The sequence below is a fragment of the Streptomyces sp. NPDC001100 genome (genome assembly GCF_053598575.1).
Map to the genome: position 1 here is coordinate 39,566 of NZ_JBSFKO010000021.1, position 14,357 is coordinate 53,922.

The window sequence follows — 14,357 nt, forward strand, 5'->3', positions numbered from 1 at the left end:
CGTCAGCCTCTCGATGCCGGCCAGGGCAACCCCCAAGGGGCGCGGGGAACTGCGCGACCAGCCACAACGCGCCCGCACTCGCAAGACGACACAAGCCACTCAGACGCTGACGCGCACACCCCGGTCCGCCACATTCCGCCCCGTCACCATGACCAGCCCCACCCCCACCGCCAGCCCCACCGACGGCAGCACCGGAAACCGCCCGTCGTACGCGAACCCGTGCCCCGCGAACCAGATCAACGCCCCCACACTCGCGGCCACCCCGAGCCACAACGCCCAAGGCCGACGCGGTTCGTCCCCCGGCCGCGTCCGCTCGTAGGCGACTGCGAGCGCACGTTCCAACGGCCCCAGCGCCCCTACGACCCCCACCAGCACGACCCCGAGCACGGCCAGCCAAGGCACCCGAAGCGCCCACCAACTCCCGGACCCGTAAGCCGGCTCGGGCGCGAGTCCGGTGAGATAGAAGACCGCGGCGACGATCAGCACCGGCAGCATGTGCCACAGGTAGAGCGTCATGCTCGCACCGCCCAACGGCCCTACCAGCCGCCAGAGTTGTGCGCGATCCAACAGCCTCCGCAGCACCGGCGCGAGCAGCAGCGCCAGCCCGACCTGCCCAACTGCCCACGCCAGCATGGCCGGCGACGGGGGATTGGTGTTGCTGGGACTCTGCCCGGTCACCAGGATCAGGCTCACCGGGAACGGCCCGAGGGCGACCAGCGCGGCGAAGGCGACCGCACCGCCGGCGGCCATGAACGCGGGCAGGGCGGACCGCTCGGTTAGGAGCTTGTCCCGCCAGCAGAAGCCCAGTTGATAGGCGACGCCCCACACGAGCACGTAGTTCAGCAGCCCTACGCCGGGCGCATGCACGGTGACCACCAGCGTGTCGGCGACCAGGGCAACCGCCCCCATCACCACCGGCACCCGCAGTCCCCACCGCCGATGTGCCGTGTGCAGCACCGGAGTTGCCGCGCTGAGCACCAGATACACCGGCAGGAACCAGAACTGCATGGCCATCGCCCACCCGACGAGCGCGAGGGTGCCGGGATCCACTCCGGCCGCCCCGCAGATCGCGACGGCGACCAGCACCAGCCCGCTGTACATGCCGGCGGGCAGCAGCAGCCGTAGCGCCCGCTGCCCCACCCATCCGGTCGCCGTGCGCCCCTCGCTCCGCGCCCGCTCCCAGGAGCCGCTCGCCGCGTGCCCGCCTGCCAGGAAGAACAACGGCATGATCTGGAAGCCCAGGGTCAGCCACTGGGTCCAGGGCACAGTGGCGAGCAACTCCGGTGCGCTGATCACCCCGTTGGGGTCCCGCACCAACCCGGTGATCAGCCAGTGCCCGAACACCACCAGCACGATCGCCCACGCCCGCAGGAAGTCGACGTAGCGATCCCGGTCCCCGCTCAAGTCCCCCATGGGACGCCATGGTGCCGGGGGAGCACGGCAGTTGGGGCTGACGTGCGCTCTCCCGCAACCAATCCGTGCCCGTCACGACACCACGCGCGGCCCTCGCTTCTCTTGACCCGCCCTTGCCTTGCGCCTTCTCCGGCGTGATGACGGTGGCGTACTGCGCCGGCAGTTCGTTCAGCTACGCGACGCTGCCGGGCGGTACGGCCTGCTCCAACGCGGTGTTCGGCGACCCGGCACCGGGAACGGCGAAGACTTGCTCCTACCAATGACCGGACCGACGTAGAACTCTCGACGTCGCTCGCAGCCCCGCCTCTCGTAGAGATTCAAACAGGTTCCTGACAGCGGCCGGTGCCCCCGGGAGTCCTTCAAGCAACCGGAATCGGCGCTCCGCCCGTTACCCACTTTCGGGTGATGCCTCCGGCGGACCTGGGGTGGCGCACCCTGGCGATCAAGGACCTCGGGTCAGTGCCCGCAGTAACTCTGGGCGTCAACCTGGTGCATCACGCGCATAAATGGACGGTACAGGTGACAATCACGGAAATGCGACCGACCCGTAACGCGATTCACCTATCGCCCATATCCCGTCGATGCGGTGGAGAAGGTGTGGGTGTGCGGCCAACAGGCCGCCACCCGCACACCGCACAGCCCGGATCCGGTCGTTGCCGTATCCAGGGATGTGCCCGCACCATGCTGGGGGAACCCGTGACCTCTTCACCTTCCGTGTCCGTCCGTCGTCTGGCCGCAGCCGCGCTGGCTGCCGGCGCACTCGTCGGCGCGGCGGCACTGCCGGCGACCGCGGCCGACCACGCGGCCCGGCCGAGCGTGGAGATCAGCCGCGTGCAGGCCGACTCGCCGGGACCGGACGACCGCTCCGCCCGTTCGCTGAACAACGAGTGGGTGGAGATCACCAACCACGACCGCCGCGGCGTCAACCTCGACGGCTGGAAGCTGTCGAACAAGGAAGGCCAGACCTACACCTTCCGCCACTACCGCCTCGCCGGCCACGCCACCGTCCGCGTCCACACCGGAAAGGGCCGCGACACCGCCCAGGACGTCTACCAGGACCGCCGCGACTACGCCTGGGACAACCGCTCCGACACCGCCACCCTCCGCAACGACCACCGCCGCCTCGTCGACGACAAGACCTGGGGCGGGCGCAACGGGGGCGGTCACGGGGGCGGGGGCCACAACGGAGGCGGCCACGAGGGCGGCGGCCACAACGGAGGCGGTCACAACGGGGGCGGTCACGGTGGCGGGGGCCACAACGGGGGCGGCGGTCACGAGGGTCGCGGCCACGGGGGCGGCGGCCACCGCTGACAGCCGTCGGCTCTATCGCTGATCACCGTCGGCTTCATGGCGTCCGGCCAGTGACGTCTTGGTAGTGACCTGACCTGACACCCACGGCGCGTCGTCCCATCCAGGGGCGGGGCGCCGTGGGTGTGTTCAGGTCCTCGTCACTACGTCAACTTCGTCAACGAGGACATCAAGCTCCACGGGCGGACAAGTAGCGGAGACGGCGGACCATATGCGTTGAACGACCGGCCTGTTGGGGTTGGTGGTCAGGGCTGAAGAGTCGTACAGGGGCCCCAGCGCGGCGCGCCTACCGAGGCCCGCCAACCGTTCCGGGAGCCTGGGCCCGCTCTGCGGCGAGTAGGTGTACGAGGCTGTCGCGCGCGCCGTCGAGCGTGGCGAGCATCCGCAGACGGGTCTGCTCGAAGTCGGGCTCGGTCTCGACGCCGAGGTCGTGCGCAGCGTGACCCGCAGCAGGTACACACCGTCAGACAGTGCCCCACTGAACCACGTCTGCGCCCGCTGATACGCACTGTCCGGGTCGGGGCTGCCGGCGAGCTGCTTGACGACCGAGTACCCCACTCCGAGCGACCTGCGGAGGTCGGCCAGTCCGCCGCCCCGCTTCGGCTCGACTTCGCCGTCGCTCCGACGAGCGTCCCCGAGGGCACCTCCACGGGTTCTGGTCAACGGCGGTGATCTCGTTCCCGGCGCCGGCCGGTCGCAGCGTCGGCGCTGGATTGCGTATCGGCCGCGGGGTGGACCGGTTCTTGGACTTCGTCCGGTTGTGGGCTCGCGGGCCCGGCCTGCGGTGGGGTGTCAGTGGGTGCCGGTCGGGCGTGCCAGGAAGGAAGGGACAGCCGGCGGGGCAGGTACCAGGTGCGCTCGCCGAGCAGTGACAGTACGGACGGCAGCAGCACGCCTCGCACGATGGTCGCGTCGAGCAGGATGGCCACGCCGAGTCCGACGCCCATCTGCTTGAAGTCCTGCATCGACAGGGTGGCGAGCACTCCGAAGACGGCGACCATGATGATCGCCGCGCTGGTCACCACGCCCGCCGTGCTGCGGATCCCGCGTGCCACGGCTTCCTGGGTGGGCGTGCCTGCGTCGTGTGCCTCGCGTATGCGGGACACCACGAACACGTGGTAGTCCATCGACAGTCCGAAGAGGATGACGAACGAGAAGAGCGGCAGCCACGACTCGATGGCGCCGACGGCGTGCGTGCCGACCAGGTTGGCGCCCCAGCCGTGCTGGAAGACCGCGACCATGACGCCGAAGGCGGCGGCGACCGACAGCAGGTTCAGCAGGATCGAGACGGCGGCGATGGTCAGCGAGCGGAACGACAGGAGCATCACCAGGAAGGCGACGGCCATCACGAACACGAACACCGGCACGATGCTGCGGCGCAACTGGGCGTTGAAGTCCATGGAGAACGCGGTGTCTCCGGTGACGTACGCCCGCACCCCGGACACCTTTCCCAGGGTCTGCGGCACCACGTCGTCGCGCAGTACCTGTACCGCGCGGCGCGAGGTGCTGTCCGACCCGTTGCCCGCCAGCGGCACGCTGATCTCGACGACGTTCTGCTTCGGGTGTGCGGTGACCTGGACGGGCTGGTTGACCAGGTTGGTGTCCAGTGCGGCGGCGGTGAAGGCGGTCAGCGCCCGGCGCACCTGCGGCGCCTGGACGTCATCGGCCTTGACCACGACGTTGGCGGGGCTGGCACCGCCGGGGAACGCCGCGCTGATGTGGCGGTACGTCTGTATGAGGGCCGTGTTCGACGGCAACTGCTTGTCCAGGCTCAGCTTCTCGGTGTGGATGCCGAGCACCGGGACGGCGAGCAGCAGCAGGACGCCCCCGGAGGCCGCGGCGGAGATGCCCGGGCGGGCCAGCACCGGCCGCAGGATCGCGCCCCAGACCCGGCTGCCGTTCCCGGGACGGCGCAGCCGCCCCAGACCCGGCACCCGGCCCCATTCCACCCGGTCCCCGAGCAGCGACAGCAGTGCGGGCAGCACCGTCACCGAACCCAGCATGGCGATGAGGACCACCAGGATGGTGCCCACCGCGAACCCGTCGAACAGCTGCATCCCGGACAGGAACATGCCGGACATGGCCACCACGACGGTCAGGCCGGACACCAGTACCGACCGTCCGGAGGTCGCCGCGGCGATGCGCAGGGACGCCTGCGGGTCGCGCCCCGTCCCTCGCTCTTCGCGCTCCCTGCGCAGATAGAAGAGGCAGTAGTCGACACCGACGGCCAGGCCCAGCAGCAGCACCACCGAGCTGGCCGAGCTGTCGACGTGCATGCCGTGGCTGATCAGCGCCAGCAGACCGTTGGCGGCGAGAAAGGCGGTGATCGCCAGCCCGACCGGCAGCACCGCGGCGAGCAGCGCGCCGAAGGCCGCCAGCAGGATGCCCAGCGCCAGCGGAACGGCTGTCAACTCGGCCCGGTGGAAGTCCTTGAGGATGGTGTCGTCGAACCACTTGCCGGCGCTCGCCTCGCCGAACTGTTCCACGCGCATGCCCGGGTGGGCGGCCCGTACCTTGTCCACCGCGTCCAGCACCGGCTGTACCCGCTTGTACGCGGTGTTCGCCTTGCCGGTCACGGAGAACTGCACCAAGGCGCTGTGCCGGTCACTGGAGACGAGGCCCGCCGTCGTGTACGGGTCGCGCAGATCGGTCACCTCTCCGGTGGCCCGGACTCCGGACACGAGTTCCCGCACGGTAGCCCGGAACCCGGCCGCGCCGGCGGTGTCGGTGTCGCTGTGCACCAGCACCATCTCGTCCGCGGGAGGAATGAGCCCCTTCTGTTCCAGGACCTGCCACGCCCGGGCGGACTCGCCCGCCGCGTACTCCTGATCGGTCATGTGCTGTTGCCCCACGGCGCTACCGATCAGCACCGCCGCCGCCACTACGACCAGCCAGCCCACGATGGCGACGGAGCGGTGCCGGGCGCTCCAGCCGCCCAGCCGTGCGGCGAGATTCTCCCTGCCTGTCATCGAAGCACCCCTTGTGAGATCTCCACAACGCGGCTCCCCCCGGGCCTTGTGCGCGCAACGCGCCATCCTTGCTGCCACCCTTCGGCGGCCGACGCGTCCGTGCCATGGGCCGAAGGTCCCGCGGCGGCGGGCCGGTCGGCGGTGAGGGGTCGTCGTCCCGCGCACAGCCCGAACCGTGAGCCGGTCGCCGTGATCCCGAAACGATCACTGTCCCGGTCCAGCCGTAGGCGTGGGGCGCCCGGAATCAGCGGCGTCGGAGTGTCGCGAACCGGGTCCTTCCAGGGTTCCGTCTTGGATGAGCCGGGATTCAGCCGCCGTCGACAGGAGGCGATCACCTACGTCAGCCCTGTGGCGGTGGTGTCGGCGAGCCGGACCACGTGGGTTCGGCCGCTGCGGCGGGACGGACCGCGTCGACGCCAAGGAGCGCGCCGACTTCGTGCAGGGGAAACCGCAGCTTGCCGTAGCCGCGTCCCGCGACGGTGATTCTCCCGAATCGGTGCACGGCCTTGTCGAAGGCACCGCCGCCCGCCGCGGCCCCGTTCCTCGTGACGGCTGCGCGGTGTTTCCCGAGCCTGCCGCTCCGGCTTCGGCCCGCTCTCCGGCACCTCCGCGGTCCGAGTCTCGGCTCGGTCGTCGTCAGACGTCTGAGCGGGGGCCGGCCTCGTCGCCGTAGTAGGCCGTCCGCATGAGGTGCTGCATGTCGTCGAGCATGGGCATCCTGGGGTTGGCGGGTGCGCACTGGTCCTCGTAGGCGTTCAGTGCCTGCTGGGACAGTGCGTCCAGGAAGGCGCGCTCGTCGACGTCGAGGGCCTTGAAGGTCGGTTCGATGCCGACCGCGGCGCGGAGTTGTTCCACCGCGCCGGCGAGCGACTCGACGCCCTCGGCGGGGGTGGCGGCGGGCAGTGCGAGGGTGCGGGCGATGTCCTGGAAGCGTTGCGGGGCGCGGTAGTTCTCGTACTTGGGCCAGCCGGTCAGCTTCGTGGGGACGGTGCCGTTGTAGCGGATGACGTGGGGCAGCAGGACGGCGTTGGTGCGGCCGTGCGCGAGGTGGAAGGTGGCGCCCAGGGTGTGGGACATGGCGTGGACGATGCCGAGGAAGGCGCTGCCGAACGCCATGCCCGCGATCGTGCCGGCGTTGTGCATCTTCTCCTGCGCGTCCGGCCGCCCGGCGCGGTCGTTGACCGCGGCCTCGATGTTCTCGAAGATCAGCCGGATCGCGTGCAGGGCGAGGCCGTCGGTGAAGTCGTTGGCGTAGACGGACACGTACGCCTCGATGGCGTGGGTGAGGGCGTCGAAGCCGCTGTCGGCGGCCAGCGCCGGGGGCAGTTCCGTGGTCAGGAGGGGGTCGATGATGGCGACGCTGGGGGTGAGGGCGTAGTCGGCCAGCGGGTACTTCTTGCCGGTCGCCGGGTCGGAGATCACGGCGAACGGGGTGACCTCGGCGCCGGTGCCCGATGTGGTGGGGACGCACACCAGTCGGGCGAGTTTGCCGAGGACGGGGAAGCGGAAGGCGCGCTTGCGGATGTCGGAGAACTTGTGCCGCATGTCGGCGAAGTCGACGTCCTTGCCCTCGGCCTGCTGCTCGTACAGCAGCCACATCACCTTGGCCGCGTCCATGGGGGAGCCGCCGCCCAGGGCGATGATGGTGTCGGGCCGGAAGTCGCCCATGAGGCGGGCCCCGCGCCGGACGGAGTCGATGCTCGGCTCGGGCTCGACGTTGTCGATGACCTGGATGGTCACCGGCTCCCGGCGGCGCCGCAGCACGCGCTCGACCCGGTCGACGAAGCCGAGGCGGGTCATGGTCGCGTCGGTGACGACGGTGACGCGGTGGACGTCCGGCATCGAGGCGAGGTAGCGGATGGACTGCGGCTCGAAGTAGATCTTCGGCGGGACCTTGAACCACTGCAGGTTGTTGCGGCGCGTCGAGACGCGCTTGACGTTGAGCAGCTGGGCGGCCGAGACGTTGTTGGACACCGAGGTGCTGCCCCAGGAGCCGCAGCCCAGGGTGAGCGAGGGCAGCAGGCTGTTGTAGATGCCGCCGATGGCGCCCTGCGAGGACGGCGCGTTCACGATGACGCGTACGGTCTTCATACGCTTGCCGTACTCCTCCGCCAGCGCGGTGTCCTCGGTGTGGATGACGGAACTGTGGCCCTGGCCGTGGAAGGCGACCATGTCGGCGGCCAGGTCGAAGCCCTGCCGCTCGGAGCCGGCGCGCAGCACGGCGAGGACGGGGCAGAGCTTCTCGCGGGTCAGCGGTTCGTCGGGGCCGACCCGGCCGGCCTCGACCAGGATGAGCGAGGTCTCGGCCGGCACGGTGAAGCCGGCCTGCTCGGCGATCCACGCCGGACTCTGCCCGACGGCCGCCGCGTTGACCTTCGGTTCGCATCCGGCCCCCGCCCCGCGATCCGCATTGTCCGCGGGAAACAGGAACCTCTCCAGCTTCGCCTTCTCCTCGGCGCTCGCCAGATGGGCGTGCAGCGTGCGGAACTCGGCCACAGCGGCGTCGTAGATCTCGTCGTCGAGGATGACGGCCTGCTCGGAGGCGCAGATCATGCCGTTGTCGAACGACTTCGACAGCACCAGGTCGTTGACGGCCCGGCGCAGCTTGGCGCTCTTGTGGACATAGGCGGGAACATTGCCCGCGCCCACACCGAGCGCGGGCTTTCCGGCCGAGTAGGCGGCCTTGACCATGGCGTTGCCGCCGGTCGCGAGGATCAGGGAGACGCCCGGGTGCCGCATGAGCGTGCCGGTGGCCTCGACGGACGGCGTCTCGATCCACTGGACGCAGTGCTCGGGTGCGCCGGCGGCGACGGCCGCGTCACGCACCACACGGGCCGCCTCCGCGCTGCAGCGCTGGGCGGAGGGGTGGAAGGCGAACACGACCGGGTTGCGGGTCTTCAGCGCCATCAGCGCCTTGAAGATCGTGGTGGAGGTCGGATTGGTGACCGGAGTGATCGCACACACCACGCCGACCGGCTCGGCCACCTCGGTCATGTCGTCGATGTCGTCGCGGGCGATGACACCCACGGTCTTCATCGTGCCCATGCTGTACGTGACGTACTCGCAGGCGAACATGTTCTTGGCGGCCTTGTCCTCGAAGACCCCCCGCCCGGTCTCCTCGACCGCGAGACGGGCCAGCGCGGTGTGCTGGTCCAGGGCGGCGACCGACGCCTTCTTCACTATGTGGTCGACCTGCTCCTGGTCGAGGCTCTCGTAGTCGGCAAGTGCCTTGAGCCCGTTCGTCACCAGCCGGTCCACGGCGATGGCGGTGCTCGACGGCGCCTCGGCGGGGACAGCGGTCGCGGTGCGGTCGTCGTGGCGGGTCATGGGAGGTGTGCCTCCAGCGTCGAGAGGTGGAGCCGCACGGGTCGGCGGCGCAGGGCGGAGGCGGCACCGTGAGGGATCGGTACCGCCTCCACCAGCAGCCTCTCCCGCGAACGACCGTGGCCCCAGGTCCCGTTGGTCCCGCCGAGGGGCTGACCGGCCCCGCACCTGCCGGGCCGGGCGGCCCGTCTTCCACCGGATGCCGGACGCGGGGGAAACGGACTCATGGACGGGCGCCCGCGGATGGCGGGGAAGCGAGTGGAACACGGTGCCCGGGAAGCCGACTCAAACTCGCCGGGGGACCGACTGGGTCGTACGTCCCTCATCCGGCCCCCGGGCGGCCCGAGCCCAGAGCCCAACGTTCTCCCCTGCCCGCAGGGTGACAGCACAGCCGAGGCACCACCGGGCGTCCAGCGGGAGGGCGACGGACACGACCCCGCACGTGGGCATCAACGGTTTCGGCCGTACAGGACGCAACTACCTGCGCTGTGCGCTTGAGCGGGCCGAGACGGCGCCGAGGGCGCGGTTCGCCGGTTGATCGCGGTGGATGCCGCAGCCGGTCGGCCAGGGGCATCCACCGACGCGAGACCCCTGGCCGCCAACTGAGTCCGTCGGCCGCTTCCTTCAGGGACCGGCGCTCTCATGCCGGCCGCCCCCACCCGCAGCGCGGGATGCTTCCGAGCTCGCTCCTCTTCGGCGGCCGGCGACGGGACTGTCCGGCATCGCGGGCCGCCGCGCCGAGGCGCATCCGGTCTTGGCTCAACCCCTCCCGGCCGAGCGCGGGTTCAGTGCTGATCAGGCTTCCGGGTCCGGGGCGGTGCGGACGGTGACGGGCGGCTGAGGCGGTGATCGGCCAGGTGCGTCGGAGCCCTGATCAATTGCTGTGGAGGGGCGATAGCATCGGCCGCGCCGGGGCCAGGGGGCCATCAGAGGAGGGCCCGGTTCGGGGATGGGCGATGTGAAGGGCGGGGCCGGGCATGACGACGTCACCGGGAGCCGGTCAGGATCCGCAGGAGGGGCTGCGGGATCTTGAGGTGATGCTGGACGCGATCGCCGACCAGGCGGTCATCAAGCTGGGGCCGGACGGTGAGGTGGTCCGCTGGAGCGGCACCGCCCAGGCCATGACCGGGTACACGCGGGACGAGATGGTCGGCCGGTCGGTGGAGGTCCTGCACACGCCGGAGGACCGCGAGGCGGGGCTGGTCGGGCAGGAACTGGACGCGGCCCGGCAGGACGGCCGGCGTACCTTCCAGGGCTGGCGGGTGCGCAGGAACGGCGAGCGGTTCCTGGCGCAGGTCACGCTGACACCGGTGTACGGCGAGGACGGGGTGGTGAACGGTTTCGTCAAGACGCTCAAGGACGTCACGGAGTCCGCGCGGGCCGAGTCGCTGTTCCACGGTCTGCTGGAGTCGGCCCCCGACGCCATGCTGATCGTGGGTCAGGACGCGCGGATCGTCCTGGTCAACCGGCGCACGGAGGCGCTGTTCGGCTTCGAGCGCGACGAGTTGGTCGGCCGGGAGATCGAGGTGCTCGTGCCGGCCCGGTTCCGTGACCGTCATGTAGGCCACCGCAGCGGATTCCTCGCCGATCCCCGGCTGCGGCCGATGGGCGCGGGTCTTGAGCTGTACGGGATGCGCAGGGACGGCACCGAGTTCCCGGTCGAGATCAGCCTGAGCCCGCTGGAGACCGCCGAGGGGCGGCTGGTGGCGGCGGCGATCCGGGACGTCACCGAGCGCCGGGAGACCGAACAGCGGCTGCAGCGGCAGCGCGACGAGATCCTGGAGCTGTCCACACCGGTGATCCAGGTGTGGGACAAGGTGCTCGCGCTGCCGATCATCGGCACGCTGGACACACTGCGGGCCACCCGGCTGACCGAGGGCCTGCTGGAGAAGATCGCCCGGACCCAGGCCGAGGTGGCCATCCTGGACATCAGCGGGGTGCCGACCATCGACACCCAGGTCGCCCAGCATCTGCTCAAGACCGTGCAGGCCGCGGCCCTCATGGGGACGGTGAGCATCATGAGCGGGGTACGGCCCGAGACCGCCCAGTCCATGGTGCATCTGGGCATCGACATGGGGCGGCTGCGCTCCCGCAACACCCTGCAGGACGCACTCCAGTTGGCGCTGGCCGTACTCGCCGAGCGGGCCGGGACCGCGGAGACGGCCGCGCAGGCACTGAGGTCCGGGGGGTCGCGATGACCGAGGACGTCGTACCGGTCATGCGGATCGGTGACACGCTGCTGGTGGCGTTGCAGGGGGATCTGGACGACACCACGGTGATGGCGATCGAGGAGCAGCTCACCCGGGAGATCGCGGACACCTCCGCCTCGGGCATGCTCATCGACGTGAGCCGGCTGAGTGTGGTCGACACGTTCATCGCCCGGGTGCTGGCGAGGATCGTGGCGATGGTCCGGCTGCTGGGAGCACAGGCGGCCGTGGTGGGGATCCAGCCGGCGGTGGCCATCACCCTGGTCGAACTGGGCGTGCCGATGGGGCACTTGGACACCGCTCTCAATGCCGAGCAGGGGTTGGCGCTGCTGGAGCGGCTGCGTCGCAACGACACCGGTGCGGGCTGGCTGTGACGACGGAAGCGGCTACGAACCGGGAGCCGGACGTCTTCGCCATCGCCCACGAGGCCGACCTGATCCGGGTGCGCAAGGCGCTGCGCGCCGAGGCCGAGTCGGTGGGGCTGAACCTGGTGGACGCCACGAAGCTGATCACGGCGGGCAGTGAACTGGCCCGCAACATCCTCAACTACGCCACCGGGCGGCGCGGCCGGATCAGCGTGGAACAGGTGTACCGCTCCGGCCGCCGAGGGGTGCGGGCCACCTTCAGCGACGACGGGCCGGGGATCGAGGACATCGACGCGGCACTGACCGACGGCTTCAGCACACGCGGCAGCATGGGGCTGGGCCTGCCGGGGGCACGTCGGCTGGTGGACGAGATGACCCTCACGTCCGACGCCGCCTCGGGCACCACCGTGGTGATAGTGAAGTGGCAGCGGTGAGGCGGTGTTGAGCGAGAGTGAGCACCAGCGGCACGTGGTCGGGGCCGAGGAGGACGTCGGCGCTCTGCGCCGGTCGGTCGCCCGGGTCGCCGCCCGGTCGGGGATGCGCGCGGGCGTGGCCGAGCTGGTCGCCACCGAGCTGGGCACCAACCTGCTCCGGCACGCGCATCCCGGCGGCTATGTGCTGGTCCGCAGAGCCGGGGACGGGATCGAACTGCTGTCCGTCGACCGTGGTCCGGGCATGACGGGTGCGGCTACGACGGTGACGTCGCCGCTGCCGTCGGCGCGCGGGGGCGGGTTGAACGCGGGGCTGAACGTCGTACGGCGCAATGCCGCCGAGTTCGACTGGTACTCCACGCGGCGCGGCGCGGTCGTCTACGTACGGCTGGGCAGCGCACGGTCCGGTCCGGACGACGGGTGGCGGTTCGGCGGCGTCAACGTTCCGCTGGGCGGGGAGGGCGCGTCGGGGGATGCCTGGGCGGTCGTGCCCGGACGGCCGCTGGCCGCGCTGCTCGTCGACGGGCTCGGGCACGGCCCCGGCGCGGCCCTCGCGTCGCGGGCCGCCGTCGGCGCGTTCGAGCAGGAGCCGGTCACCGACCTGAACCGGTTCGTGGGGCGGGCGCACGAGGCGATGCGCGCGACCCGGGGCGGCGTGCTGGGCGCGTGCCTGATCGACGCCGAGCGGGGCGAACTCGCCTACGCGGCCGTCGGCAACATCGGCGGCCGGGTCTTCAACGGCACCCGGTCCCAGCATCTGCTGGACCATCCCGGGACGATCGGTACCCGTCTGCCGCTGCCCACCGTCCGTCTTCAACACGCCCCGTGGCAGCCCGGATCGACCCTGATCCTGGTGTCCGACGGGATCCGCTCGGCGTGGAGCCTGGAGGACCACCCGCGGCTGCTGGAGCACCATCCGTCGGTCGTGGCCGCGGTAATCGAACGGGAGTATGCACGTCCCACCGACGACGCTACTGTGCTCGTAGTTCGGCATATTCCGGCGGTGGGACGATGAACGCGGTTCGCGTCAGGAGACGAAGGGTGGTCAGCCGTGGGGGACACGCGCGGTTCCCGGGCCGCCGACACTCCAGGTGAGGCGCACGGTACGGCTGAGGCGGCCGACCGGCTGGCAGAGCTGGAGCGCCGCGCACAGCTCGTGGACGAGCTGAGCCAGGAACTCGACGACACAAACCGGGGCCTGATCGCCCTGCACACCGAGTTGGAGGCCACCCGGGCCGCCGAGGCCCGGCTCGCCGCCATCGTGGCCGCCTCCGACGACGCGATGATCTCGGTGAGCACCGCGCAGGTCGTCCAGACCTGGAACCCGGGCGCGGAGCGGCTGTTCGGCCACACCGAGCAGCACATTCGCGGCAGGTCGATCGACACGATCGTGCCCGAGGCGGCCTTCGCCGCCTACCGGGCCGTGGTGGAGCAGATCCGTGACCGGGGACACGCGGACTCCTACCAGAGCCGCTGGCTGTGCGCCGACGGCAGCGAGGTCGACGTGGCCGTCACCGTCTCGCCGATGCGTGACACCGACGGCGCCCTGATCGGCTTCACCACGGCAGCGCGGAACATCACCCATCAGCTCGCCGCCCAGGCCGAGTTGGCCGCCGCACGCGCGGACCGTGAGGTGATGGCCGAACGCGACCGCATCGCCCGCGACCTGCACGACATGGTCATCCAGCGGGTCTTCGGCGCCGGCCTCGCGCTGCAGAGCGTCACCGCACGCGTCACCCACCCCGACACCTCCTCCCGTATTCACAAGGTGATCGACGAACTCGACGCCACCATCCGGGAGTTGCGCGGCACCATCTTCGAACTGGGCCAGCCCGCCCAGAAGGCCGCCAGTCTCCGCGCCCAGGTCCTGGACGAGACCGGCACCGCACAGGACCGGCTCGGCTTCGCCCCCGCGGTCGAGTTCGACGGCCCCGTCGACGCCGCGCTGCCCGACACGACCGCCGCCCATCTGCTGGCCGCGCTGCGCGAGGCGCTGTCCAACGTCGCCCGCCACGCCCACGCCACCGCCGTCCGGGTCACCGTCCGGGCCGGAGACGAACTGCTCCTTGAAGTCACCGACAACGGCCGCGGCATCGACCCCGCGGTCACCCGCAGCAGCGGCCTGACCAACCTGCGCCGCCGCGCGGAGAAACTCGGCGGCACCTTCGAGGTCGCAGCCCGCCCCGAAGGCGGCACTCGCCTGCGGTGGCGCATCCCCCTTGCCGCCGCCAAGGACTCCTCCCTCTGACAGCCCCCGCGTCGGCGCCGCGCATACCGCATGGTGTGGCAGGAGGAGCCGTGCGCGTTCCACACGCACATTGAGTTGCCGAGTGGTGGAGA

The 14,357-nt window shown here is 70.9% G+C and carries 9 protein-coding genes; 6 read left to right on the forward strand and 3 right to left on the reverse strand.

Annotation, left to right across the window (positions count from 1 at the left end):
- Window positions 1-99: 99 nt before the first annotated feature.
- Window positions 100-1,413 (reverse strand): acyltransferase family protein, encoded by a 1,314-nt coding sequence (locus tag ACWDEW_RS28145; protein WP_450516109.1) that lies wholly within the window; start codon window positions 1,411-1,413, stop codon window positions 100-102.
- A gap of 696 nt (window positions 1,414-2,109) precedes the next feature.
- Between ACWDEW_RS28145 and ACWDEW_RS28150 the strand changes: the two genes are divergently transcribed.
- On the forward strand, window positions 2,110-2,724 hold the full coding sequence (locus ACWDEW_RS28150; RefSeq protein ID WP_450516111.1) for a lamin tail domain-containing protein: 615 nt from the start codon (window positions 2,110-2,112) through the stop codon (window positions 2,722-2,724).
- A 656-nt stretch (window positions 2,725-3,380) separates the two neighbouring features.
- Here the strand turns inward: ACWDEW_RS28150 and ACWDEW_RS28155 are convergent.
- Both ACWDEW_RS28155 and adhE read right to left on the reverse strand, forming a co-directional pair.
- Window positions 3,381-5,690, reverse strand: coding sequence for an MMPL family transporter (locus tag ACWDEW_RS28155; protein WP_450516113.1), 2,310 nt, complete (start codon window positions 5,688-5,690; stop codon window positions 3,381-3,383).
- Window positions 5,691-6,326: 636 nt separating this feature from the next.
- A complete protein-coding gene (adhE, locus tag ACWDEW_RS28160) occupies window positions 6,327-9,017 on the reverse strand; it encodes a bifunctional acetaldehyde-CoA/alcohol dehydrogenase (RefSeq protein ID WP_450516115.1) in 2,691 nt (896 codons plus the stop codon).
- Window positions 9,018-9,991: 974 nt separating this feature from the next.
- Here adhE and ACWDEW_RS28165 point away from each other — a divergent pair.
- From ACWDEW_RS28165 to ACWDEW_RS28185, 5 genes are read left to right on the forward strand one after another with little or no spacing between them, the layout of a single operon-like run.
- Entirely contained in the window at window positions 9,992-11,212 is a 1,221-nt protein-coding gene (locus ACWDEW_RS28165) for a PAS domain S-box protein (RefSeq protein ID WP_450516117.1), read from the forward strand.
- Window positions 11,209-11,595, forward strand: coding sequence for an STAS domain-containing protein (locus tag ACWDEW_RS28170; RefSeq protein WP_450516119.1), 387 nt, complete (start codon window positions 11,209-11,211; stop codon window positions 11,593-11,595). The genes ACWDEW_RS28165 and ACWDEW_RS28170 overlap by 4 nt, the downstream gene beginning before the upstream one ends.
- On the forward strand, window positions 11,592-12,020 hold the full coding sequence (locus ACWDEW_RS28175; RefSeq protein ID WP_450516121.1) for an anti-sigma regulatory factor: 429 nt from the start codon (window positions 11,592-11,594) through the stop codon (window positions 12,018-12,020). The genes ACWDEW_RS28170 and ACWDEW_RS28175 overlap by 4 nt, the downstream gene beginning before the upstream one ends.
- Before the next feature lie 4 nt (window positions 12,021-12,024).
- Complete coding sequence (locus ACWDEW_RS28180) at window positions 12,025-13,032, forward strand: SpoIIE family protein phosphatase (RefSeq protein ID WP_450516122.1); 1,008 nt, start codon at window positions 12,025-12,027, stop codon at window positions 13,030-13,032.
- 36 nt (window positions 13,033-13,068) lie between these two features.
- On the forward strand, window positions 13,069-14,265 hold the full coding sequence (locus tag ACWDEW_RS28185; protein WP_450516124.1) for a PAS domain-containing sensor histidine kinase: 1,197 nt from the start codon (window positions 13,069-13,071) through the stop codon (window positions 14,263-14,265).
- The last annotated feature ends 92 nt before the right edge of the window (window positions 14,266-14,357 follow it).